The sequence below is a fragment of the Pseudomonas asiatica genome, from assembly GCF_040214835.1.
In the GTDB taxonomy this organism is placed as follows: domain Bacteria; phylum Pseudomonadota; class Gammaproteobacteria; order Pseudomonadales; family Pseudomonadaceae; genus Aquipseudomonas; species Aquipseudomonas putida_Z.
Map to the genome: position 1 here is coordinate 3,259,163 of NZ_CP157874.1, position 23,400 is coordinate 3,282,562.

At 64.1% G+C, this 23,400-nt stretch carries 21 protein-coding genes and 1 riboswitch; of the genes, 10 read left to right on the forward strand and 11 right to left on the reverse strand.

Going from position 1 to position 23,400, the window contains the following annotated elements:
• Window position 1: 1 nt before the first annotated feature.
• Window positions 2–3,763, reverse strand: a complete 3,762-nt coding sequence (gene cobN / locus ABNP31_RS14580; RefSeq protein ID WP_350012434.1) for a cobaltochelatase subunit CobN — start codon at window positions 3,761–3,763, stop codon at window positions 2–4.
• Window positions 3,764–3,766: 3 nt separating this feature from the next.
• The gene (gene cobW / locus ABNP31_RS14585) at window positions 3,767–4,834 is read right to left on the reverse strand and encodes a cobalamin biosynthesis protein CobW (RefSeq protein ID WP_085602303.1); all 1,068 of its coding nucleotides are present in this window, start codon (window positions 4,832–4,834) and stop codon (window positions 3,767–3,769) included.
• Window positions 4,835–4,934: 100 nt separating this feature from the next.
• A riboswitch (cobalamin riboswitch) is annotated at window positions 4,935–5,147 on the reverse strand.
• A gap of 97 nt (window positions 5,148–5,244) precedes the next feature.
• Between cobW and ABNP31_RS14590 the strand changes: the two genes are divergently transcribed.
• The 3 genes from ABNP31_RS14590 to ABNP31_RS14600 all read left to right on the forward strand — a co-directional run bounded on the left by ABNP31_RS14590 (window position 5,245) and on the right by ABNP31_RS14600 (window position 8,664).
• Window positions 5,245–5,604: a hypothetical protein gene (locus tag ABNP31_RS14590; RefSeq protein WP_238066428.1), complete on the forward strand. Its 360-nt coding sequence runs from the start codon at window positions 5,245–5,247 to the stop codon at window positions 5,602–5,604.
• A 326-nt stretch (window positions 5,605–5,930) separates the two neighbouring features.
• Window positions 5,931–7,508, forward strand: a complete 1,578-nt coding sequence (locus tag ABNP31_RS14595; protein ID WP_350012435.1) for an ATP-binding cassette domain-containing protein — start codon at window positions 5,931–5,933, stop codon at window positions 7,506–7,508.
• A 136-nt stretch (window positions 7,509–7,644) separates the two neighbouring features.
• A complete protein-coding gene (locus ABNP31_RS14600) occupies window positions 7,645–8,664 on the forward strand; it encodes a branched-chain amino acid aminotransferase (RefSeq protein ID WP_085665581.1) in 1,020 nt (339 codons plus the stop codon).
• A 218-nt stretch (window positions 8,665–8,882) separates the two neighbouring features.
• On the opposite strand, the gene ABNP31_RS14605 is transcribed toward ABNP31_RS14600, so the two are convergent.
• Complete coding sequence (locus ABNP31_RS14605) at window positions 8,883–9,311, reverse strand: multidrug/biocide efflux PACE transporter (RefSeq protein ID WP_350012436.1); 429 nt, start codon at window positions 9,309–9,311, stop codon at window positions 8,883–8,885.
• Between the two features lie 92 nt (window positions 9,312–9,403).
• On the opposite strand from ABNP31_RS14605, the gene ABNP31_RS14610 reads away from it, so the two are divergent.
• From ABNP31_RS14610 to ABNP31_RS14620, 3 genes are all read left to right on the forward strand, one after another.
• Window positions 9,404–10,258: a LysR family transcriptional regulator gene (locus ABNP31_RS14610; RefSeq protein WP_085665583.1), complete on the forward strand. Its 855-nt coding sequence runs from the start codon at window positions 9,404–9,406 to the stop codon at window positions 10,256–10,258.
• Window positions 10,259–10,439: 181 nt separating this feature from the next.
• A complete protein-coding gene (locus ABNP31_RS14615; protein WP_350012437.1) occupies window positions 10,440–13,589 on the forward strand; it encodes a T6SS effector BTH_I2691 family protein in 3,150 nt (1,049 codons plus the stop codon).
• 197 nt (window positions 13,590–13,786) lie between these two features.
• Entirely contained in the window at window positions 13,787–14,341 is a 555-nt protein-coding gene (locus ABNP31_RS14620; protein ID WP_238066432.1) for a DUF6708 domain-containing protein, read from the forward strand.
• Window positions 14,342–14,366: 25 nt separating this feature from the next.
• Here the strand turns inward: ABNP31_RS14620 and ABNP31_RS14625 are convergent, their stop codons facing one another.
• Both ABNP31_RS14625 and ABNP31_RS14630 read right to left on the reverse strand, forming a co-directional pair.
• Window positions 14,367–15,260, reverse strand: coding sequence for a DUF2950 domain-containing protein (locus ABNP31_RS14625; RefSeq protein ID WP_350012438.1), 894 nt, complete (start codon window positions 15,258–15,260; stop codon window positions 14,367–14,369).
• Complete coding sequence (locus tag ABNP31_RS14630; RefSeq protein ID WP_085665764.1) at window positions 15,257–16,714, reverse strand: DUF3300 domain-containing protein; 1,458 nt, start codon at window positions 16,712–16,714, stop codon at window positions 15,257–15,259. Before ABNP31_RS14630 ends, ABNP31_RS14625 begins: the two co-directional genes overlap by 4 nt.
• Window positions 16,715–17,009: 295 nt before the next feature.
• On the opposite strand from ABNP31_RS14630, the gene ABNP31_RS14635 reads away from it, so the two are divergent.
• Window positions 17,010–17,255 (forward strand): hypothetical protein, encoded by a 246-nt coding sequence (locus ABNP31_RS14635; protein ID WP_085616929.1) that lies wholly within the window; start codon window positions 17,010–17,012, stop codon window positions 17,253–17,255.
• 11 nt (window positions 17,256–17,266) lie between these two features.
• On the opposite strand, the gene ABNP31_RS14640 is transcribed toward ABNP31_RS14635, so the two are convergent.
• The gene (locus ABNP31_RS14640; protein WP_075045073.1) at window positions 17,267–17,926 is read right to left on the reverse strand and encodes a VIT1/CCC1 transporter family protein; all 660 of its coding nucleotides are present in this window, start codon (window positions 17,924–17,926) and stop codon (window positions 17,267–17,269) included.
• 122 nt (window positions 17,927–18,048) lie between these two features.
• Here ABNP31_RS14640 and ABNP31_RS14645 point away from each other — a divergent pair, with 122 nt between their 5' ends.
• Complete coding sequence (locus tag ABNP31_RS14645) at window positions 18,049–18,300, forward strand: hypothetical protein (RefSeq protein WP_075045072.1); 252 nt, start codon at window positions 18,049–18,051, stop codon at window positions 18,298–18,300.
• 125 nt (window positions 18,301–18,425) lie between these two features.
• On the opposite strand, the gene ABNP31_RS14650 is transcribed toward ABNP31_RS14645, so the two are convergent.
• The gene (locus ABNP31_RS14650; RefSeq protein WP_350012439.1) at window positions 18,426–19,298 is read right to left on the reverse strand and encodes a DMT family transporter; all 873 of its coding nucleotides are present in this window, start codon (window positions 19,296–19,298) and stop codon (window positions 18,426–18,428) included.
• Between the two features lie 108 nt (window positions 19,299–19,406).
• A complete protein-coding gene (locus tag ABNP31_RS14655) occupies window positions 19,407–19,817 on the reverse strand; it encodes a RidA family protein (protein WP_025338904.1) in 411 nt (136 codons plus the stop codon).
• A 227-nt stretch (window positions 19,818–20,044) separates the two neighbouring features.
• Here ABNP31_RS14655 and ABNP31_RS14660 point away from each other — a divergent pair, with 227 nt between their 5' ends.
• A complete protein-coding gene (locus tag ABNP31_RS14660) occupies window positions 20,045–20,371 on the forward strand; it encodes a hypothetical protein (protein WP_025338903.1) in 327 nt (108 codons plus the stop codon).
• 44 nt (window positions 20,372–20,415) lie between these two features.
• Here the strand turns inward: ABNP31_RS14660 and ABNP31_RS14665 are convergent, their stop codons facing one another.
• A complete protein-coding gene (locus tag ABNP31_RS14665; protein ID WP_350012440.1) occupies window positions 20,416–20,628 on the reverse strand; it encodes a PLDc N-terminal domain-containing protein in 213 nt (70 codons plus the stop codon).
• Between the two features lie 224 nt (window positions 20,629–20,852).
• Complete coding sequence (locus ABNP31_RS14670; protein WP_085616937.1) at window positions 20,853–21,323, reverse strand: FAD/FMN-containing dehydrogenase; 471 nt, start codon at window positions 21,321–21,323, stop codon at window positions 20,853–20,855.
• Between the two features lie 161 nt (window positions 21,324–21,484).
• Between ABNP31_RS14670 and ABNP31_RS14675 the strand changes: the two genes are divergently transcribed.
• Window positions 21,485–22,492 carry a GlxA family transcriptional regulator gene (locus ABNP31_RS14675; RefSeq protein ID WP_025338901.1) on the forward strand — a complete coding sequence of 336 codons (1,008 nt, stop codon included), beginning with the start codon at window positions 21,485–21,487 and terminating at the stop codon, window positions 22,490–22,492.
• Between the two features lie 148 nt (window positions 22,493–22,640).
• Here ABNP31_RS14675 and ABNP31_RS14680 read toward each other — a convergent pair whose 3' ends face one another.
• The gene (locus ABNP31_RS14680) at window positions 22,641–23,324 is read right to left on the reverse strand and encodes a TetR/AcrR family transcriptional regulator (protein WP_350012441.1); all 684 of its coding nucleotides are present in this window, start codon (window positions 23,322–23,324) and stop codon (window positions 22,641–22,643) included.
• Window positions 23,325–23,400: the final 76 nt, after the last annotated feature.

Genomic DNA, 23,400 nt, shown 5'->3' on the forward strand with positions numbered 1-23,400 from the left:
TTCAAGCCTGTTCCTCGCCGTCGAGCAGTTGTTCCTCGAGGGCTTCGCGGTAGTCGCCAGGCGCCTGCCACAGGCCGCGCTGCTGGGCCTCCAGCAAACGCTCGGTAAGGTCGCGCAGGGCCTCGGGGTTGTGCTCGCGCATGAAGTCGCGGGTCGCCGGGTCGAGCACGTAGGCATCGGCCAGCGCCTGGTAATGATGGTCGTCGATCAACTGCGTGGTGGCGTCGAAGGCAAACAGGTTGTCGACCGTCGCCGCCATCTCGAAGGCGCCTTTGTAGCCATGGCGCTTGACCCCGTCGATCCACTTTGGGTTCAGCGCCCGGGCGCGGATGACCCGGTTCAGCTCTTCCTTGAGGGTGCGGATGCGCGGCCGGTCGGCCTGGCTGTGGTCGCCGTGGTAACTGGCCACTGCCGCACCGGACAAGGTTTCCGACGCCGCCAGCATGCCACCCTGGAACTGGTAGTAGTCGTTGGAATCGAGCAGGTCGTGTTCGTGGTTGTCCTGGTTCTGCAGCACCGCCTGCACCTTGGCCAGGCGCTGGGCGAACTGGGCGCGCGCCGGGGTACCGTCGTCGCTGGCGCCGTAGGCATAGCCGCCGTGGTTGAGGTAGACCTCGGCCAGGTCGTCGCGGCTGTGCCACAGGCGCCCGTCGATGGCGTTCTGCACCCCGGCGCCGTAGGCCCCGGGCTTGGCACCGAACACCCGCCAGCCAGCCTGGCGCGCGGCCTGCTCGGCGTCCACGCCCTGCGCCTGCAGCGCGGCGCGCTCGCTACGCACGCGGGCGGCCAGTGGGTTGAGATCGTCGGGTTCGTCCAGCGCGGCCACCGCCTGCACTGCGGCATCGAACAGGCGGATGAGGTTGCCGAAGGCATCACGGAAAAAGCCGGAAACGCGCAAGGTCACGTCCACCCGCGGGCGGTCGAGCAGGCTGAGCGGCAGGATCTCGAAATCGTCGACCCGCTGGCTGCCGGTGGCCCACACCGGTCGCACGCCCATCAGCGCCATGGCCTGGGCGATGTCGTCGCCACCGGTACGCATGGTTGCCGTGCCCCACACCGAAAGGCCGAGTTGGCGCAGGTGATCGCCGTGGTCCTGCAGGTGGCGCTCGAGGATCAGGTTGGCCGAGGCGAAGCCCAGGCGCCAGGCGGTGGTGGTGGGCAGGTTGCGCACGTCCACGGTATAGAAGTTGCGGCCGGTGGGCAGCACGTCCAGGCGCCCACGGCTGGGCGCGCCACTGGGGCCGGCGGGCACGAAACGCCCGGCCAGCGCCGCCAGCAGGCCATTCATTTCGGCGCTGCCGCAGGCGTCCAGGCTGGGTGCCACCGCTTCGCGCAGCGCCTGCACCACATCGTGCACCGGCTGCCATTCGCTATGGGCTGGTAACTGTGCGGTGCCGCCCAGCGCCTGGTCGATTACCTGCAGCGCCAACAGTTCGAGGCGTTCGCGGGTATCGCCACAGGTGCGCCAGGGTTCGCTGCTCATGGCCTGCAACTGCTCGGGGCGTGCGCCCTGCCACGGCTGCCCGAGCTCGCAATCGAGCGGGTCGAAACCCGGCACCAGCGCCTTGGCCAAAGCCCGCAGCAGGCTGGCATTGCCGCCGCGACCGTCGCCACGCTCGACCCGCAACAGCGCCAGCAGGGTATCCAGGCGCAGCCGCCCTACCGGGGAGTGGCCGAACACATGCAGGCCATCGCGAATCTGCGATTCCTTCAGGTCGCACAGGTAGGTGTCCAGGCGCGGCAGCCACACGGCAGCATCGTCCAGTTGGCCTTCCAGTTGCAGTTCGCGGTCGATGTGGTTGGCCTTGACCAGTTCGAGAATGTCGCGCTGCAACTCGCGGGCGCGCCGCGGGTCGAGCAGCTGTGCTTCGTAGAACTCGTCGGCCAATTGCTCCAGGTGGCGCAACGGGCCATAGGTTTCGGCACGGGTCAGCGGCGGCATCAGGTGGTCGATGATCACCGCCTGGGTGCGGCGCTTGGCCTGGGCACCCTCGCCCGGGTCGTTGACGATGAACGGGTAGATGTTCGGCAGCGGGCCGAGCAAGGCGTCCGGCCAGCACTGCGCCGACAACCCGACGCCCTTGCCGGGTAGCCATTCGAGGTTGCCGTGCTTGCCGACGTGGATCACCGCGTCGGCGGCAAAGGCATGGCGCAGCCAGAAGTGAAACGCCAGGTAACCGTGCGGCGGCACCAGGTCCGGGTCGTGGTACACCGCGCTGGGGTCCACCTGGTAGCCCCGTGCCGGCTGGATGCCGACGAAGGTCAAGCCGAAGCGCAGGCCGGCCACCATCAGCCGGCCACTGCGGTACATCGGGTCCTGCTGCGGTGGCCCCCAGCGTTCCAGCACGGCCTGGCGGTTGGCCTCGGGCAGGCGCTCGAAGGCGGCCTGGTAGTCGGCCAGGCTCAGGCTCTGCGCACAGGGGCGCAGGTCCAGATGGTCGAGGTCGTTGGTCACGCCTCCGAGCAACTGGTGGATCAGTTGCGTGCCACTGCCCGGCAAGTCGGCCAGCGGATAGCCTTCGGCCTGCAGGGCCTTGAGGATGTTCAGCGCCGCCGCTGGCGTGTCCAGTCCAACGCCGTTGCCAATGCGACCATCCCGGGTCGGGTAGTTGGCCAGCACCAGGGCCACGCGCTTTTGCGCATTCGGCAGGCGCGCCAGTTCGACCCAGCGGCGGGCCAGTTCGGCGACAAAGTCCATGCGCTCGGGGTGGGCGCGGTAGCAGACCACGTCGGACTGGCTGCGCTCGCTGCGCCAGGCCATGTCCTTGAAACTGACCGGGCGGGTGATGATGCGCCCGTCCAGTTCGGGCAAGGCAATGTGCATGGCCAGGTCACGCGCCCCCAGGCCCTGCTCGCTGGCTTCCCAGCCGGGCTGGTTGTCTTGCGCGCAGATGGCCTGCAGCACTGGGATGTCGCGACGGAACGGGCGCAGGTTGGGCCGTTCGGGGCTGGACAGGGCAAAGCCGGTGGTGTTGACCAGCACTTCGGCACCCACCTCGTCCAGCCAGGCTTCGACCTGCTCCAGGCAGGCGCTTTCCTTGAGGCTGGCCACGGCGATCGGCAACGGGTTGAGCCCGGCGGCCTGCAGGCGCTGACAGAACACATCGATGAACGCGGTGTTGGCCGCCTGCAGGTGCGAGCGGTAGAACAGCAGTGGCGCCACCGGCTGTTCGGGATGCCACTGCGGGTACCAGTCCTCCAGCGTGGCGCTGCCCTTGGCCGGGTGATACACGGCGGTGCGCGGCAAAGGCTGCGGCTCGTCCCAGGCATAGTCGCGGCCCAGCCACTGGCTGGCCAGGCAGTTGAACAGGTTGATGGCATTGGCCTTGCCGCCCTGGCGCAGGTAGTGCCAGAGGCGTTCGGCCTGCTCGCCGCTGACACTGCCCAGGCTGGTCAGCTCCGGGTCCGGGCGGTCGTCGCCCGGCACCAGGATCAGTTGCACGCCACGGCCAGCCAGCTCGACCAGTTGCTCGACGCCATAGCGCCAGTAGCCGACGCCGCCGTGCAGCGACACCAGGATGACCTTGGCATGGCGCAGCACCTGGTCGACGTACAGGTCGACCGAGGCATGGTTCTGTACCTGCATCGGGTTGGCCAGGCGCAGGCTGGGGTAATCCTCGGGCAATTGCTCGGCGGTATCCGCAAGCAATGCCAGGTGCGAATCGCCGCTGCAGAGAATCACCAGCTCGGCGGGCGTCTGGCCGAGGTCGGCAATGCTGTCATCCGGCACGAAGCCGCCGGGCTGGGTCCGCAGCAGGTGCATGGGTCAGGCGCCCAGTGCCTGGCGCAGGCGCGCTTCCAGCTGGGCGGCGTCGAGGTCCTGGCCGATCAGCACCAGGCGGGTGATGCGCGGCTCGTCGGCGCGCCAGGCGCGGTCGAAGTGCTTGTCGAAACGGGTGCCCACGCCTTGTACCAGCAGGCGCATCGGCTTGCCCGGGATGGCAGCGAAGCCTTTGGCGCGCAGGATGCCGAATTCCACCACCAGCTGGGTCAGGGCGTCGAGCAGCAGGCTTTCGTCGGCTTCGGGCAGGTCGATGGAGATGGAGTCGAAGGCGTCGTGGTCATGATCGTCATGGTCATCGCCGTCATGATGCGAATCGTGGTGGGTACGGCGGCCATCGATGTGCGCCTCGGACTCGGCGCCCACGCCCAGCAGCACCTCCAGCGGCAGCTTGCCGCTGCTGGCCTCGATCACCTTGACCGCCGGCGGCAGTTCTTCGGCCACCTCGGCGCGGACCTTGGCCAGGCCTTCGGCGTCGATCAGGTCGGCCTTGTTCAGCACCACCAGGTCGGCGCTGGCCAGCTGGTCGGCGAACAGTTCGTGCAGCGGCGACTCGTGGTCCAGGTTGGGGTCGAGCTTGCGCTGGGCATCGACCTGGTCCGGGTAGGCGGCGAAGGTGCCGGCGGCCACGGCCGGGCTGTCGACCACCGTGATCACCGCGTCGACGGTGCAGGCATTGCGGATTTCCGGCCACTGGAAGGCTTGCACCAGCGGTTTGGGCAGGGCCAGGCCGCTGGTTTCGATGAGGATATGGTCCAGGTCGCCACGGCGTGCCACCAGCTCGCGCATCACCGGGAAGAACTCTTCCTGCACGGTGCAGCACAGGCAGCCGTTGGCCAGCTCGTAGACGCGGCCGGTGGCTTCTTCTTCGGTGCAACCGATGCTGCACTGTTTGAGGATTTCGCCGTCGATGCCCAGTTCGCCGAACTCGTTGACGATCACCGCAATGCGGCGGCCCTGGGCGTTGTCGAGCATGTGGCGCAGCAAGGTAGTCTTGCCCGAGCCGAGGAAGCCGGTGACGATGGTGACGGGGAGCTTGGCCAGTGTTTTCATGTCGCATTGCCCTTGGCAGATTGGCGCGGGCATGCAGGACGACAGCCACGGGCCAGACCGGCCGGGCTTGTTCGCCACCGGATCACCCCGCCCGGTTGAAAGTCGAAAACGTGACGAGGCAGGTCTCCTGGCTCGCACCGTTCCATGTACCCGCTGGTGCAGCGGGCTGGCGGGATGACGCCTTCCCGCGCGCGGGCGCAGTGGCTGTGTCGATCCGTTGTCGGTGCTTACAGTTGCGGGGGCAGCCGCGGCTTGTACCGCGTTCCCGTCTTAGCTTCGGCCTGGCCGAAGAACCTCGAAGTGGCAAGGCTACGCAGTGGCTGGCAGGTGGTCAACCATTGCTGTCGGGCTGGCCGACAACAAGTGGCGCAACTGCGTTACAGTGGTGGCTTTGAGCAGCGAGGCCCCCGGTGGAACCCTTGAACAAGCGCGATTTGGCACGCCTGGAGCGTGAACTGGTGGTTTGCCTGACCGAAGCCTGCGAAACCGCCAAGGCGGAGATCGTCGGTTTCAGCTGGCTTACCCATCGTCTGGCTCCCGAGGATTTTCCGGCCAGCCTGCGTATTACCTGGGTGTTCGAACGAGAGGCCGACAAGGCCGCCGCCGTGGCGGGCGACGCGAAGGTACGCATGCTGGCGCTGACCGGCCTGGCTTTGGAACAGGCCGGCATTCAGCTGGATCATCCGGCCTGGCATGTGCGGTTTGACAGTGAAGAGACCTGCCAGCAGAGCCACGGGGGCGACTGGAGCAAGCGCTTGAGGGGGCGCTGATCCAGGGGCATGCGCGGTCCTGGCTCTTGTAGGAGCGGCCTTGTGTCGCGATAGGGCTGCGAAGCAGCCCCAGGGTTTCAGCAAAGACGCACAAATTGCTGGGGCTGCTTCGCAGCCCTATCGCGACACAAGGCCACTCCTACAGGGGCCGCGGCGCACTCGCGGAATCTGTTTTCCCGCGACAACGATGCCTCTATCCGTTAGGCTACGCATTCCCCTGTCACGAGGTGTTCGTCCAATGCGCCATTGATGCCGCCGTCCCTTCGACGGCCAGTCTTCAGCCTCCGGTTCGCTCCGGAGATGTCGCGGCATTTGTGGAGTTGTGCATGACGAACACGTCGATCCTGACGCTGGACAGCGTCTCCTTGGCCTTGCCTGACGGCAGGCTGTTATTTACCGACCTCAGCGAAACCTTCGACCAACGCCGCACCGGCCTGGTCGGGCGCAACGGTGTGGGCAAGAGCCTGCTCGGGCAAGTACTTGCCGGCCAGCGCGAACCAAGCAGCGGCCAGTGTCGGCGCCTTGGGCGCATCCATCTTCTGGACCAGCAGGTGATCGAGCGCAGCGCCACGGTCGCCGACCTGGCCCAGGTGGGCGCGGTGCTCGCTGCGCTGGAGCGCATCGAGCAAGGCAGCGTCGCACCCAGTGACTTCGACACCGTCGGCGAACGCTGGGATATCCGCGAGCAATTGCAGGGGCACCTGCAACGCCACGGCCTGGGCCAGCTCGACTGGCACCAGCCCGCCCGCAGCCTGAGCGGTGGCCAGGCCATGCGCGTGGCGCTGGTCGGCGCCTGGCTCAGCGAAGCGGACTACCTGATCCTCGACGAACCGAGCAACCACCTGGACAGCAACGCCCGCGCCCAACTGCTGAGCATGATCGAAGCCTGGGACCGGGGCTTGCTGGTGATCAGCCATGATCGCAGCCTGCTCGCGCACATGACGCGCATCGTCGAATTGTCCAGCCTGGGCTTGCAGGCCTATGGCGGCAACTACAGCTTCTATTCGGCCCAGAAAGCCAGCCAGACGGCGCAGGCCCAACAGCAACTTGCCCGGCTGAAACAGGAGCAGCAACGCCAGGCGCGCGAACTGCAGCGCCAGCGCGAAGACCTGGAACGTCATCAGGCCCGCGCCGGGCGCAACGCCAGGCACGCCAACCAGGCCAAGATCCTGGTCGACCGCCAGCAGGAGCGCAGCCAGGCCACTGCGGGCAAGCAGCGCCGCGACCATCGCGACGCCCGGCAGGCGCTGCAGGGCAAAGTGCGTGACGCCGCTCGCGAAGTCGAGCAGGACAGCGCCATTACCCTGCATGCACCCACGCCGCAGCGCCATCCGGGCCGCGAAGTGCTTGCCTTGCAGGCGCTGCACCTGCCCCGCGGCACGCGCAAACCACTGAACCTGCGCTTGTGCCTGGGCCAGCGGGTGGGCCTGGTCGGCGCCAATGGCAGTGGCAAGTCCACCCTGCTCAGGCTGATGAACGGTGAGTTGCCAGCACCGCCCGACAGCCTGCGCCTCAGTGGTGAAACCGCCCTGCTCGACCAGCACTGCAGCGCACTACCAGGCCACACCAGCGTGCTCGACCACCTGCGTCAGGCAAACCCGACACTGGCCCAGGGCGACTTGCGCAGCCGCCTGGCGCAACTGGGCCTGGATGCCGCCCGCATCGAACTGCCCAGCGGCCTGCTCAGCGGCGGTGAGCGGATGAAGGCAGCACTGGCCGCCGTGCTGTACCGCGAACGGCCGCTCGACCTGTTGCTGCTGGACGAACCCGGCAACCACCTGGACCTGCCGTCACTGGCCGCACTGGAACACATGCTCGGGCAGTTTCGCGGGGCGCTGGTGGTGGCGTCCCACGACCAGGTACTGCTCGACAAGCTGGCGCTGGACGAGTACCTGCACCTGTAGAAGCCGCTATGAATGCATTGCAGGCTATCAATTCGTGACTGGCCGTTCCCGATCTGCCACGGATGTATTATGGTGGCGTGGTGCGCATATAACAGCAGCCCGAGCAATCGGGCACTTGCAAGACAATGAGGGTGTCATGAGCAACGAAAGCATTAATTGGGACAAGCTGGGTTTCGACTACATCAAGACCGACAAACGCTACCTGTCCGTATGGCGCAATGGCGAGTGGGACAAGGGCACCCTGACCGAAGACAACGTACTGCACATCAGTGAAGGCTCCACGGCCCTGCACTACGGCCAGCAGTGCTTCGAAGGCCTCAAGGCCTACCGTTGCAAGGACGGTTCGATCAACCTGTTCCGCCCGGACCAGAACGCCGCCCGCATGCAGCGCAGCTGCGCCCGCCTGCTGATGCCGCAGGTGCCGACCGATGTGTTCATCGAGGCGTGCAAGCAAGTGGTCAAGGCCAACGAGAAGTTCGTGCCACCGCATGGTAAAGGCGCCCTCTACCTGCGTCCGTTCGTGATCGGCACCGGTGACAACATTGGCGTGCGCACCGCCCCCGAGTTCATCTTCTCGATCTTCGCCATCCCGGTTGGCTCGTACTTCAAGGGCGGCATGAAGCCGCACAACTTCCAGATCTCCAGCTTCGACCGCGCAGCCCCGCAAGGCACTGGCGCGGCCAAGGTCGGTGGCAACTACGCCGCCAGCCTGCAGCCGGGTGCAGAAGCGAAGAAAGCCAACTTCGCCGACGCCATCTACCTCGACCCGCTGACCCACACCAAGATCGAGGAAGTCGGTTCGGCCAACTTCTTCGGCATCACCGCCAACAACGAGTTCGTCACCCCGAAATCGGCTTCGGTGCTGCCAGGCATCACCCGCCTGTCGCTGATGGAACTGGCGCAATCGCGCCTGGGCCTGAAAGTGATCGAAGGCGATGTGGAAATCAACAAGCTGGACCGCTTCATCGAAGCCGGCGCCTGCGGTACCGCTGCGGTGATCACCCCGATCGGCGGCATCGAGTACAACGGCAAGCTGCACGTGTTCCACGACCTGGAAAAGGTCGGCCCGGTTACCCAGAAGCTCTACAACGAGCTGACCGGTATCCAGAGCGGTGACGTGGAAGCACCGGCTGGCTGGATCGTCAAGGTTGCCTGAGGCGCTTTAACGGTTTGAAAAACGGGGCATGCCAGCGATGGCATGCCCCGTTTTTTATTGGCTGATGGCACCGGCTGCGCCGGTGTTCGCGGCTAAAGCCGCTCCTGAAACCTGCGCCGTCCCTGTAGGAGCGGCCTTGTGTCGCGAAAGGGCTGCGAAGCGGCCCCAGGATATCCGCACAAAGCACAAATCGAGGGGCCGCGCAGGGCAGTTAGTTTTCACGCAAAGCGACGCTGCATCAGCAGGTGCCGGGCTTTGTCGAAGGCCCAGTTGTACAGCACGGTGTAGGGCAGGATGATCACAAAGAAGCCCAACTCCACCATGAACGCCTGCAGCAACGAAATCTCCAGCATCCACGCCGCCACCGGCAGACACCACACCACCAGCCCGGCTGCGAAGCCCAGGCCGTGCACAAAGCGTGCGCTGGCCTTCCACTGGATGCGCTCGACCCGCACGTAGCGATCGACCAGCGCGTTGTAGACCATGTTCCACAGCATGGCGATCACCGACAGGGTCACCGCCAGCGCCCCCGCCGTCGCCAGCGACTTGCCCATGACCCAGGACAACAGCGGCGCACACAGCAGCACGGCGAACACTTCATAACCGACGGCGTGAACCAGGCGTTCGGTGAAAGAGACGTTTTTCATTGCAAATTCCATCCATTGCGTGAGTCGTGCTTCCTATTTTCTTTGATAGAACTGATACTCGCGACATAGCTACCATCGGTTTTATCAATACCATGCGCTACTCACCCGAAGCCCTGGTCGCCTTTGTCGAAGCTGCATCGCTGGGTTCGTTTTCCGCTGCGGCGCGCAAGTTGCGCAAAAGCCAGTCCACCATCAGCATCGCCATCGCCAATTTCGAGGCCGATGTGGGTTGCCCGTTGTTCGAGCGTGGCGGTCGTCACCCCACGCTGAACGAGGCTGGGCGGCAGGTGCTGAGCCATGTCGAGGCGATTCTCGATGCCAGCGCCCAGCTCGATGCCCTGGCGGTGCGGTTGGCGGAAAACGTCGAGGCTCTGGTCTCGGTGGTGATGTCGGACAGCTACAGCGTGACCTTCCAGGGCGCGGTGATGGCCCGCTTCGCCCAGCACTACCCACATACCGAGCTGCGCTGCGGCCCCTCGGAAGATGCCGATGTGATCGAACTGATCCAGCAGGGCCTGGCACACGTTGGCATTCTTGCCACCCAGCCCAGTTACCCTGCGGACGTTGCCGTTGCGCGCTTGCCCGAGCAGGCCGAGTTTGGGGTGTACGTGGCCAGCGGGCATCCGCTGGCGGCTTTGCCCCAGGTGAAGACGCAGCACCTGGAGAACGTCCGGCAGCTGTATATCAAGACCTATGCCCCCAGCTTGCACCACGGTCGTGGCCAAGCCTGGTCGGCACCGGACTACCTCACCCTGCTGGAGTTCGCCGTGCGCGGGTTCGGCTGGGCCGAACTGCCCAGGGCCCTGGTGGCTCGGTTTGGCAGTGGGCTGGTGGAGTTGCAGGTGGCCGGGTACCCGCGACGGGTTGACATGGATGTGGCGTGGTCGAGCCGGCGCGCGCTCGGGCCGGCGGGGCAGTGGCTGGTGCGGCAGATGTTGGGGCAATAGGCCTTTATCGCATTCAAGATCCTGGGGCTGCTGCGCAGCCCGTCGCGACGCAAGGCCGCTCCTATAGGGGCACTAAAGCGAAAAGTCCTACAACGTTTTAGGAAGCCCATTGCTCCCCCGCGAAGGCGTTCCTCGCTAGTGTTTTGGCCGTTGCGTCAAATCACTGGAAAAGGAACTCCTGATGAGCATCAGCAAAGCCATCCACATCGCCATGCAGGAAGAGATCCCCAACACCTACGGCACCTGTAATGCCTGCGAACGCTCCGGCCTGCCGATTCTGCTGCTGCGCGAGGCCTACGCCCCGCGCCCGGATACAGGGCGCCCCTATCGCCTGGCAGACGATAGCGAAATCATCTTCCACCCGATGCACACCGACCAGTTGCGCCTCCTGCGCCAGGGTTATGTCTACGTACTGCTCGACCAGGAAATCTGGCAGGCCTACGAGGTAGCGGCGGAAGGTACCTTGCAGCGCTTTCCGGTATCGCAGATGCCCTTCGGGCCACCCAGGTCGTTACCCAAGGTATGCGCCACCGAAGGCCACGATGTGATCGCCTCGTTCATCAACATCGATACCCTGCTCTACCGCAAGGCCTGGATCGCCTTCGCCAACGACCCCTGGCCCCGTGCGGTACTCGACCGCTATCGGCAAGGCATTGCCGACAGTGACCCGGGCACCCTCGCCCGCTTCGTCGAGGTGGACCTGAACACCGCACGCAACGACCCTGCCAGCCTGGGCATCGCCATGACCGACAGCTTCCGCTTCGGCCTGGAACAGGTGCTGGAGTTCTCGACCTTTTCCTCTGCCAGGTTTACCAGCGCTCATGGCTTTTACAGCCGCCTGGGCCGCTGGCATGAAACCCGCACGCATGTGCGCAATGTCATCCAGCAGGAACAACTGCCCAATGGCCTGCTGGCGCTGACGCTGCCCGACCCGGTCGGCATGGTCATGGAGCTCAACGCGCAACGCACTGGCTGGGTGCAGGCCCTGCAGGAATGGCGGGCGCAGCCGCAGCGGCACTTCGAATACTTCACCTCGCAAGCACTACTGGGCATCCGCGAATTGCACGCTGCCATGGCGGCCGTGCAGGGTGCCGAGGACGCGCAGCGGGAAGCCCGACAGGTCGAGCAGTGGAACGACAGCCCGATCGCGGCCAAGGCGTATCTGCCGCCGGTGGACATCGACGCGCAGGCCGAACGCAACACCGCGCGCAAGCAGCAGGACGCCCGCGAGCGGCTGGAAGAGCGTTACGACGAAAGCGCCCGCGCCGCGTTCCAGGCCGGTTACGACCGCGAACTGAAAAACTGGCAGTCGATGATCGACCAGGTTGGCAATCTGTATGCGCGGCACTATGCCAAGCGGGCGTTTCAGCAGATCGGCTACTACGACTATGACGCGACCTCCCCCGTTTCGGTGGAGTACTTCATCCAGATGATGGCCGCCTGCCTGGCCGGCGGACCAACTGAAACCTTGCCGCAGGAGGGTCAGCCACTCGGGATCACCCAGCATATCTGGCAGCAGCTGCTGGAAGACGACCGCAGCCTGCTTTACCAGGCACTACTGGCCAAGAACCAGAAGCTGATGCAGCAGGTGGCCAGCGCGCTATCCGGGGACGACTTCGGCAAGGTGTACGACATCATCAAGGGCATCGCCGGCACCGCCGACGGCCAGCTGTTGATGATCAAGCCGATACAGGATGCCGTTGGCCAGTTGCTGACCGCGACCAACAGCGCAGGGAATGCGCTCAGCCAGCACCTGAGTGAACGGACCAAGACCCTGATCGGCCATGTGCATCGCTCGGCGTTTGCCCTGTTTGCGGGGCAGCAGGTAACGCCGCTGCGGGTGTCGCTGACAGTGGGCGAATACATGAGCCTGCTCAATGAAGCCCTGGAGGCGCGGACCGATGCGTTTCTGCAGCAGGTAGACAAGCAGTTCCGTGACCCACTGGGCCGCAAGGTGCGGGCCATGGTGCTGAGTGGCGCGATCAATATTGCGGCAGCGGGTAACCGTAGCCAGATGATCGAAGTGATGCTCTGGACGTTGGAAGGTGCTGAAAGTTTACAGGCGCGGCTAGTTCAACTGCGGGCAAGTGCCGTATCAGGGGCCACTACACTGGCGCGTACTATTACTGTAGGTGCAAACGCCTTTCGGCTAAGTGCAGAGGCTGCTCGTAGCTTGGCAAGCGATACAACTAATATGCGGAGCGCTGTAACAAACCCGACAAGCGCCAGCCTGATGCTTGGGCTAGGCGGAATATGGTTCCATCAAGATAGCCTGCGCAGAAATTATCAGGCGCTACTTAAAACTGCCAACGTAGACCCGGAAGCGCTCGCCGCAATATGGTCTTCTTCCCTTGGTGTGCTGGGGGCAACCGTAGAGAGTGTAGGGCTTACCGCACAGTTACTTCGCCCGGAAAAGCTGTGGCCAAGCGCTATCAGCACCGTGAATTTAGGTGAGCGCATCGCTAAATTCGGTGGCGTCATAGCAGCACTCGCGGGGGCATCTGACGCAGCACAATATGCCTTCGCTGCGCGAAGGTCAGATGACAAGGGGGACGTTGCGTCCGCCCAAACCTATGGCTATGCAAGCGCCATTGCCTTTGCCACGATCTTCCCGGCGGGCTATGCCGCCCTTGTCCCAGGCACATTACTAGGGCCGCTGGGAATCGCGATAATCTTGGGCTTGGCAGCATACGCATTGGCGACCAGGGCGAAGCAACAAGAATCCTCCGCGACAGAACTATGGGCTCGACGTAGCAGGTGGGGATTACCACCCGAACATCGGTATTGGTGTGAGGCAAAAAGTATTGATTTGGCTATTGGCGCTTTGAATGCCGCAGCGCTTGGCATGAGAGCCGAGGCCTCGATAGAAATTGGTTTCAAACAGCGGGAAATAGATTCAGTAATCAGTGACGGCAACACGGTGGCAGCAGGCTTTGTACTGAATGCGTATATGAGCATGCCAAATTTCACGGTGGGTACTTCACATTATCAATGGAAGCTGGACTTGCATCGAACCGGGGGAAGCAAAGAAACCATCACCCTATCAGGAGACAGTACTAGATTAGTACTGCCGTCAAGTTCGGCACTGAGTGTTGCCGGTGTTTTTGCAGACGACATATTGGAAAGCCTGCACAAAAGCGTTGACTCAGAAAGCAGGATCCTGAACATCCAAGGGGCGGTCCCCTTGACAGATCACCACAATATTACCTCTCTGGAGTTGAGCCTGATTTATTGGCCTGATCCTGATGACGATTCAGCTCGAGCACAGATAACAATGACAGAGAACAACATCAGATCTTTGGAGCACCTCAATTGGCCTCCCCATTACTAGTCCCTCCTTGCGCTGGCTGGAAGGAGGATCTGCCTGGCCCAACCACCCCTCCAGCCGTTGACAGGAATTTGGGCAGGCAGATACCAAACCATCAAGGTACGATTTACCTTGAAGTGCCTCGGTCCCCTATTTCACCTAGAGGTATCCTCTCGGCACTCTCCGTACCTGCGGCCATATTTACGCTGCAGGTTCCTCACATGATCTTCAAAAGCTGGAGTATTGGCAGCATAGAGCTAGTCATCATTGGAATTCTTGTACTGCTCCTTGGCGTCTGGTGTACGTTTTTTGGATACCAAGTTGATATATGCCCCCCTCGCGACCTACCCATCAGGTTCAACCGTGCGCGCCAGAAAATCTACGCCTACAACTTCAAACGCCAATGGTGGAACCCCTTCGACAAAGGCAAGGTCGTGCCGGTCAGTTACGAATGGTCCCAAGTCCGCGCCGAGCGCTGGTCACAAACCGGCGCCCTGCCAAACGGTGGGGTCATTTTCAAATGGGGTGTCATGCTGTCCATCGTCGCGCCGGGCACAAACAACGTCATCGACCGTTTTCACCTGAGTACGATGGGTGCCGACCAGCATGCCTGGGCCTACATCTGCACCTACATGCAGGAAGGCCCCTCAGCCCTGCCACCACAAGGCCCCCCCAAGGATCACAACGATGTGCTCTGGTGTGAGTTCGCTCTGCGCCTGGCACCCAAAGTGAGCTGGCCAGCTGATATGGACCTTGAATCGCGAACCGCCCCTTGAACCGGCCACGGCGGGTGCGCCCCACTCAATCTCCCGCCGGCACATCCACCACCTTCCAACTGTCATCCGGGTCGAAGCGTTTCATCTCCTTGGCCAGCTTGTCGCCGTGCGGCCCGAGGTCTTTCTCGAACACTTCGCCGTCATGGCTGATCATGAAGCTCATCACCCCGGTGTCATCGTACCTGGCCGGCCAGGCAACCATGGCAAAGCCACGGCTCATCTGGTTGCCGATCAGGTAGCTGTAGGCACCGCCGGGGGCAGATGGGCCCTGTGCATCGAGGATGCGGAAGTGGTAGCCATACCAGGCGTCGCCGACCATGTCCTGGCCGAACAGCGGGCCCAGCGGGCTGACCTGACCATCGCCATCGTCATCCCAGTACAGCCCGTCATGCTTGCCGGGCTCGCTGAATATCTTCTGCGCGTACTCCAGCGCACCGTTGCCGTTGTGGTCCTGGCTGGCATAGTCCATCTGCGCATCGTGGTAGGCCAGCATCGACTGCATGGCGCCCAGCTCGTTGCGGCCAATACGCCGGGCGCGGATTTCAGAGCTGCCGGCCTTGAGGTCGAAACGCCAACCCTGGCTGCCTTTGGTCAACGGTATGGGCAACGTCCAGTGATCACTGCCCACCGCGAGGATGGCCTTGTTCGCCCCCGACATGTCGATGCTGTGCTGCGCGTGATACTGCGCCAGGAACGTGTCCACGTCACTGCGTTGCACACCGCCGCGCGGTATGTAGGTACGCCAGTCATCGCCCAGCAACCGGGCCAGGCGGGCTTCATCAGGTTTCTCCTCGCCCAGCGCCGCGACAAAGGATTCCACGGCCTTCTCCGGTGTAGGGAAGACTTCCTGCGCAGCGGCCAGGGTTGACCCGGCCATACCGGCTGCGATTACCAGTGCCGCTATCGATTGACGGTTCATCGACGGCCACCTCCCCCGCGGCGTGCGGGCGCACTGGGCCGGGAAATCTGGTGCCCGGCGGCACGCGATGCGCTCGGGCGCTGGGCGAACGACTGGCTGGTGCGGCCACGGCTGGCCTGCGCGCTGGTGCGCGAGGGTGAACGCACGCCGTCGAAGGCATTGTTACGCGCCCGGCCGGCGGTATTGGAAGGCCGGTTTTGCGCCAGCTGCCGCCCCTGGCCTTCGCCCTGCCTGCGCTGGTTCACCTGGTTGTTCTGCTGCCGAGCCTGGGTGTTGCGGGTTTCCTGTCGGCGGTCGGTTGCCCGCGGGTTGTCGCTACGAGGTTGCATGCGGTTGCCGACCGAATTGCCCGCTTGCGCCTCGCGCATCTGCTGGCGTGCCTGGCGATTGCTGGTGGCCGGCCGTTCGATGCCGGCCCGGTCCATCGACGCCCTGGCCTTGTCCCGCGCCTGGGCGCGCTGGGCGTCATCGCCACGGAAGGCAGTACGCTGGGTGGCACCGTCCAGCTGGCGACCGTACTGCTGGCGGCTGCGGGAGTCGCGGTACGGCACGCCGTCGCGGTTGGCGGCGTTGTGCTGCCATTTGTTCTGGTTGTTGGTGATGCGGTTGTTGGCGTTGATGTTGTTGTAGCGGTTGACGTCGATGTCGATGTCGTTGTTGCCCCAGTCACAGTCGCCCCACAGCGAGGCAACGATCGCCACGCCGGTACCGAAGGCCAGGCCCGCCACCAGCGCGGAACCGGGGTAGTACATGGGCGGTGGCGGGTAGTACGCCGGCGGCGAAGCCGGGTAGGCCCAGGTGCCGTAGGTGGTGGTCGGGTTGTAGCTGGGCACGTACACCACTTGCGGGTCGGACGGCTCGATGATGATGGTGGTGGGCGGGCTGCTGGCCGTAACCACCTGGGTGCTGCTACCGCTGGAGGCCGGTGCCGGGGCGGTCTGCACGGTCACGTTCTGGTACTGGTTGCTCTGCAGGTTGCCGGCGGCCTGGGCCTGGTGACGCAGGCGCTGCACGCCGCCCATGACATCGTCGGGCTGCGCGAGGAAGGCATCGCCCAGCCGCTGCACCCAGACCGGGTCCTGCCCCAGGGTTGCCAGCACCTGCGGGAAGGCCACCAGCGCTTGTACGCTTGGGTCCCAGGGCTGGTTCGCCACCTTCTTGACGGCATCGTCGCCGGTGGCCTTGGGGTTGGCCTTGGACCAGGTCACCGCTTCGCTCACTTGCCCCGGATAAGTGGAGGCCATCAATACCTGGGCCAGCAGCGCATCGGGGTACAACGCGATGGGCGCGAGCATCTGGTCCAGTTGCTCCTGGGTGAACACCGGGTCCTTGGCCGCGACCGTGTCGGCTTGTGGTGCCGGGTCTGGGGCAGGTACGTCTTCTGCCAGCACCAGGCCGGGCGTGGCGCTCAGATACAGGATTACCGACAGGACCGCTGACAGTGGGATGCGCATCGCTTCTCTCCATGAGATCAGACCGCGTGGATTAAGGGTAGCAATGGCGATGCTTTTGGCCAGATGTGCGGGCGCAAACTTTTCGCGCTCTAAAGGTGAGGGTGGTTGCTGCTTTTGAATCTATACCAGGGCTGGGCTGAGATCTGTAATTGACTGTACCGGCCCTTTCGCGGGCACGCCCGCTCCCACAGGGCCACCACAGGTTCGAACATTGTGGAGTACCTGTGGGAGCGGGCGTGCCCGCGAAGAGGCCGGTGCATGCACAAGACCGTATCCAAAAAAGGAGCCCACCCTGATGAACACGCCCCGCCTCATCGCCATGATCATGCTGGCCGTGCTCTGCACCTCGGCCTGGGCGGCCACCGACCGCGCCGAACGGCGCCGCGAGGCCCGCGATGTGCGGCAGGAAACCCGCCAGGACGCGCGGCAGACCAAACAGGATTGCCGCCACGCCGACCAGCAAAGCAACGCCGGCTGCCGACAGGACAAACGCCACACCAAGCAGCAAGGCCGTGAGCGCGCCCGCGACATAAAATACTGAGCGGGCGGTGCTCAGCCGCCCAAGGCGATGATCGCCAGGATCAGTGACGCCCCGACTACCGCCAGGACCACGCCGGTCAACAGGGTGCGGCCACCGGAATAGCGTGCCAGCAGCCAGCCCGCAAGGAAGAGCATGGCCAGGGCGACCAGGTTCGATACACGGATGGCCGTACCGGTGGTCTCGATCAGCAGGAACGGAATGACCATCGGGAAGGTTGCCAGTACCACCAGCAGGAAAGTGGCCAGGGCCGCCTTGAAATCATCCAGCCCCAGGCGTGCCGGCAGCGGGCGGCCAGCATCACGCAGCATGCGCCCGCGCAGCATCTCCAGCCCGTCTTCATCCAGTGCCAGGCCGATGCGCTCTGGCAGCGTATCGGCAATCAGCCTGCGCCCCTGATTGATATCACCGGCTTGCAGGCGGGCCAGCAAGGTCCGGCTGCGGGTACGTTCGGTCCAGGTACGCAGCAGGTAGATGACGGCATCGGCCAGGCCCCAGGCCAGGTTGCAGCCGAGCGCGGCAATCAGCATCAGCCGCGCGTCTTCGCGCCCTGCGGTGGCAACGCTCAGCGAGCCGATGAAGGTCATCGCCATCAACAGGCCGAAGATGACTTCGGTGATCCGGTCGATCGGCTCCAGCACGCCCCATTTACGCGGTTGCTCGTCTTGCCCCATCGCACCCTCCCAGGAACCATCGATAGTCACTATCGAGAATGGCAATTTCTGCCGAACGACATGGCCGAATAACCTAGCTCCATCGACTCGCCGCCCACCACCCCGGCCCCTGGAGCTACCTGATGAACACCTTGGCCCGCCTGCTGTCCGCCACCCTTGCCGTTATTGCCATCGCCATCATCAGCGGCTGTGCCAGCCACCCCGAACTGCGCCCTTACACCGCCGAGGAAACCCGCCAACTGCAACTGGAAGCCTTGCAACGCCGTGGCCTGTCGCTGGACGACTACGAGCAGCAACGGCGGGTAATCCAGCGTGCCGGCAACCTGCCCGTGGTGACCGAAGCTGCCGACGCCGACCGTTCGAGCAAAGGCTGATTGGGCTCGCCAGCGGTTCCTTAGCGCTACCTGTACAGATAGGGCTGCGAGGTGAGGTTGCTCCATTATAGTCAGCCAGGCATTGCAGGCCCCGACAGCCATGCCCTGTCACGCCCTTCACCCTTTTAGCGGCGCGGCGCCAGCGCCAGGGCGATACCGCCCAGCACCACCACGCACGCCACCAGCAAGCGCAAGGACAATGGCTCGCCGATCAGGCCAACCCCGCCCAACGCCACAATCACCGGGACGCTGAGCTGCATGGTCGCTGCCTGCTGCGCGCTGACTTGCCTGACCACGCCGTACCACACGGCATAGCCCGCACCCGAGGCCAGCACACCGGAGCCCAGCGCATACAGCAAGCCGAGCGGGCTCAGGTGCAAGCCGGCGCCCAGCAACAGCATCGGCACCAGCAGCACCAGGCACGGCAGGCTCCGGGCGAAATTGCCGGCAGTGTCGGCCAGCGGCCTGGGTGAGCCTTTGCCCAGCAGCGTGTACACGCCCCAGGCCACGCCGGACAGGGCCATCAGCAAGGCACTGGCAAAGGGTGGCGCCGCGGTACCGGGCAACAGCAGCACCAGCAGGCCGGCGAAGGCGATCAGCATGCCCAGCAGCATCCGCGCGGTGATAGGTTCGCCTTTGTACCAGGCGAAGCCGAACATGGTGATCTGCACCGCGCCGAACAGCAGCAACGCCCCCGCGCCTGCGCCCAGCTGCAGGTACGCCGCAGAAAACAGGAACGCGTACAGGAACAGTGCCAGGCCGCCGCGCCAGCTGCCCCCCATGGCAAGCGCGGGCTTGCGCAGGCGGATCAACAGCAGCAGGAACAGTGCACCACTGGCCAGGCGCACCACGGTGAAGGATGCCGGGTCGATGGCCCCGTCCTTCAGCGCCAGCCGGCAGAACACCGAGTTGGCAGCGAAGGCCACCAGGCTGAAAAGTGCAGGCCAGACCCAGGCCCGGGCCTTGCGGTCGGTGAGCGTGGTGGTGCCGGTGCTCATGGTGTGGTCACCTCTGAGATCGATTGTTGTCATGGCGGCCATGCTGGTAGGGCCAGCACCGATATACAACATAGTGTTTATCTGACGCCACCACCGAATCGCCCGGACCTATACCGCTGCCACCGCCTCGATCTCCACCAGCATGCCGTCCAGCGCCAGCCGGGGTACCGGTATCAGCGTGCAGGTCGGCTTCATGCAAGGGCCCCAGGCCCTGTCAGCCTCGGCTACCCACTCACGCAGGCGCGTTTCGGAATGCTCGACGATCAGCAGGGTCAGCTTGAACACCTGGGCCAGGCTGGCGCCTTTCGACGCCAGGGCAACCTCCAGGTTGGCCAGTGCCTGGCGCGCCTGCTCGGCGAACAGCGGCGACAGCTGCCCGTTGCGGCCCTCCCCGCCCTGGCCGGCGATGAACAGCAGGCGGCTGTCGGCATGCACTTCGGCGACATGGGAATAGGCGTTGCCGCTGGGGTCGTACAGGCCTTCGGGATTGCTCAGTTGAAACGCGGTTGAATGGCTCACGGTAAACCCTCGATCAGTTGGAAGAGGGGCGGAGTATCGAACCTTGAGTTAACTCGAGGTCAAGCGCGGTTTTCAGGGGCGGGCTTGTTCGCGAAACAGGCGCCGAGTGTAGGACGTTTCGCACAGCGCACGAGCTTCCGTGAACCACGCGTTCATATGCGAAGTGGCCGTCAGGCGCTAGATTGCGAGGCCCGGCATGGAGGCCTGTACGTAACAAGGATAAAGCGATGAGCAAATACAATTTTCAACTGGCCTACACCATCAAGCCAAACAACCCTGCCCGAGATGAAACCGATGCGGCGCAGGCCCGTCTGCACCTGCGCGAGAAAATTGGCCTGGACACCGTCGAGCACATTGAGACCACCCTGCTCGGGATGGTCACACTCAAAGGCGCCACACTTGCAGAGCGCAAGCGCGAAGCCGAAAAGCTGCTTCACGACTACATCCATGAAGCGCTCAAGCAACTGCGTGTGCTGTCGACCGTGAAGTTCTACGGTTGCTTGATGGTGGACGGGCTGGGCGCAGCCATTCGCTTCGACATCCTGCCCAAATGAACAGCGACGGCATCAGGCGCCCCCGCGCCTGATGCCGCGCACCGTCATTTTTCCTGCAGTACCGCCCTGCCCTTCACCGCCCGAGGCCCGCGCCAGGCCCAGAACAGCAAACCAGGGAGTGGCGCGTAGACCACGAACACGATCCACAGCATCTTGCGCTCGGCGCGCCGGTCACTGCCGATGATGTGCCAGATGGCCCAGATTTCCAGCAGGATCACAAAGGCCGCGACGATGATCCAGATCGTTCCGATTTCCATGAGCGCTCTCCCATTTGGCATGTAATGGGTTGGGTTGCAGAGGCTGCCGAGGGTTCAGATTGATTTGGCTGACGGCATGGCACCGCGGCCCGTTGTAGGAGCGGCCTTGTGTCGCGATGGGCTGCGCAGCAGCCTCAGGATTTTTGCCCTACGAAAGACCGCAGGGGGCTGCTCTGCAGCCCATCGCGACACAAGGCCGCTCCTACAGGGTGCAGTGACAGCTCTCAATGCCGTGGTGCAGTCTCCAGCGCCGCCTTCAACGCCGGCGCATCGGCAAATGCCCGCTGGCTCACCAGCTTGCCTTGCTCCAGTTGCAACCACTGTACCTGGCCATCCTGCCCGGGATAACGGCTGGCCACCCGCCCATCACGGTCCAGCAGCACCCGGTAGTTGTAATCGCGCATGGCGGGGATGGCGAACAGCTTGCTGATCAGCGCCGGCATGCGCTGGATGTCGGCGACGAACACCGCATCGCGCGCCTCCAGGTAACCCTTGGGCTGTTCGGCCAGCGCCGCCTTCACCAGCTTGGCACCGTCCATGTCGCGCGCCACCAGCAGGATGTGCGTACCGGCGCCGAGGCTATAAGCCTGGTCGTGCTGGTCGAGCAGCGTCCACGGCGCGAGCTTGTCGCCCGGTTCCAGGGCATTGGCCAGCAATGGCATCAGGCAAAGCAACAGTGCAGCGGCGTACTTCATCAAGGGTATCCTCAGTCACGGGAGCATCAGCATAGCGGCAACCGGCCAAGCCAGACAGGTTGCCTGAACACGACCTGGAACACGACACGGCCACCCGGGAGATTGTCTTTCCCCCGGCCACCCGCCACACTCTCGAGGCCAGCCAGGAAGCGGAGTCCAGAGTGCCCACGCCACGCCAGTTCAGCAAGAAGACCAGTACCAGCAACATGCTGCGGCTGAAGTCCACCAGCGCCAATGCCCAGGCCCCCTATCGGGTCGATTTCGTATTGCTCGAACACTTCTCGATGGCCAGCTTCACCGTGGCCATGGACGTGCTGGTCACGGCCAACCTGCTGCGCGCCGACAGCTTCCAGTTCACCCCGCTGTCGCTGGAAGGCGACCGCGTGCTCAGCGACCTGGGGCTGGAGCTGGTGGCCACCGAGTTGTCCGCCGAGGCGCTGAAGGAGCTGGACCTGCTGGTGATCTGCGGCGGCCTGCGCACGCCATTGAAGTACCCCGAGCTCGACCGCCTGCTGGGTGATTGCGCGGCCCACGGCATGGCCCTGGGCGGGTTGTGGAACGGCGCATGGTTCCTCGGCCGCGCCGGGGTGCTTGATGACTATGGCTGCAGTATCCACCCCGAACAGCGCGCCAGCCTGTCCGAGCGCAGCCCGCAGACGCGGATCACCCCGGCCAGCTTCACCCTCGACCGCGACCGCCTCAGCGCTGCCAGCCCCAATGGCGCCATGGAACTGATGCTCGGCCTGGTGCGCCGGCTGTATGGCGACGGCCTGGCCGAAGGCGTCGAGGAAATCCTGTCGTTCTCCGGTGCCCGCTACCGCCAGGTCGGCCCGGGCGCGAAGAAGTCCATGAGCTTGCACCTGCGCACCATCGTCGAACTGATGGAGAACAACCTCGAGGAGACCCTCAGCCTCGACCAGCTGGCCGCCTACAGCGGGCGCTCGCGCCGGCAGATCGACCGCCTGTTCCAGGCCCAGCTGGGCACTTCGCCGCGGCGTTACTACATGGAGCTGCGCATCACCAAGAGCCGCCGCCTGTTGCAGTATTCCGACCTGTCGGTGATGGAAGTGGCAGTGGCTTGCGGGTTTGTTTCGGTGTCGCACTTCAGCAAATGCTATGCGGCTTACTTTGGCTACCCGCCGTCGCGTGAGCAGCGGTTGGGCGAGTGAGCGCCAAGGCGTCATTCATGTGTCGCCTGGGCCGGCCCTTTCGCGGGTAAACCCGCTCCCACAGGTACTGTGCAAATCTTTGGGACAGCGGTGATCCTGTGGGAGCGGGTTTACCCGCGAAGAGGCCGGCCCAGGCACTAGAGAACTTTCAGGGGCGGCGCTCGATCTGGATATACCGCAACACCGCATCACAGATCATGGCCCTGTGACGCAGCTTGACCTGCTCATCGGACAGGTCGATCTGGAAGATCTCGCCAAAGGTGTGGCGGTTCGAAACCCGGTAGAAGCAGAACGAGCTCATCAGCATGTGCAGGTCGATGACCTCGATGCCGGCGCGGAACACACCTTCCTGCACCCCACGGCGCAAGGTACTGCCCAGGGCCTCGAGCACCAGGCTGCTCATTTCGCGAATCGCCGGCGACTGCTTGACGTACTCGCCGTAGTGGATGTTTTCGGTGCAGATGATCCGCACGAAATCGACGTTGCGGTCGTGGTGATCGAAGGTGAACTCCACCAGCCGGCGAATCGCCTGCTCGGCCGGCAGCGACTCCAGGTCCAGGCTTTGCTCGGTCTTGCGGATGTCGCCGTACAGCTTGATCAGGCACTCGCAGTACAGCTGCTCCTTGCTGCCGAAGTAGTAGTAGATCATGCGCTTGGAGGTGGCGGTGCGCTCGGCAATGGCGTCGACGCGGGCACCGGCCAGCCCTTGCTGGACGAACTCGTTGATGGCGGCCTGGAGGATGTCCTCGCGCGTTTTCTCGGGGTTGTTCTTGCGCGTCTTGCGCCCCCCTTCGGTTTCAGGCTGGCCGAGGCTGACTACGGAATCACTCATACCCACTCACAGGCTGTTTATTGGAATGGAGGGATTATCCGCGAGCGCGGCCATGCAGGGAAGCGCGCTGTTGGTC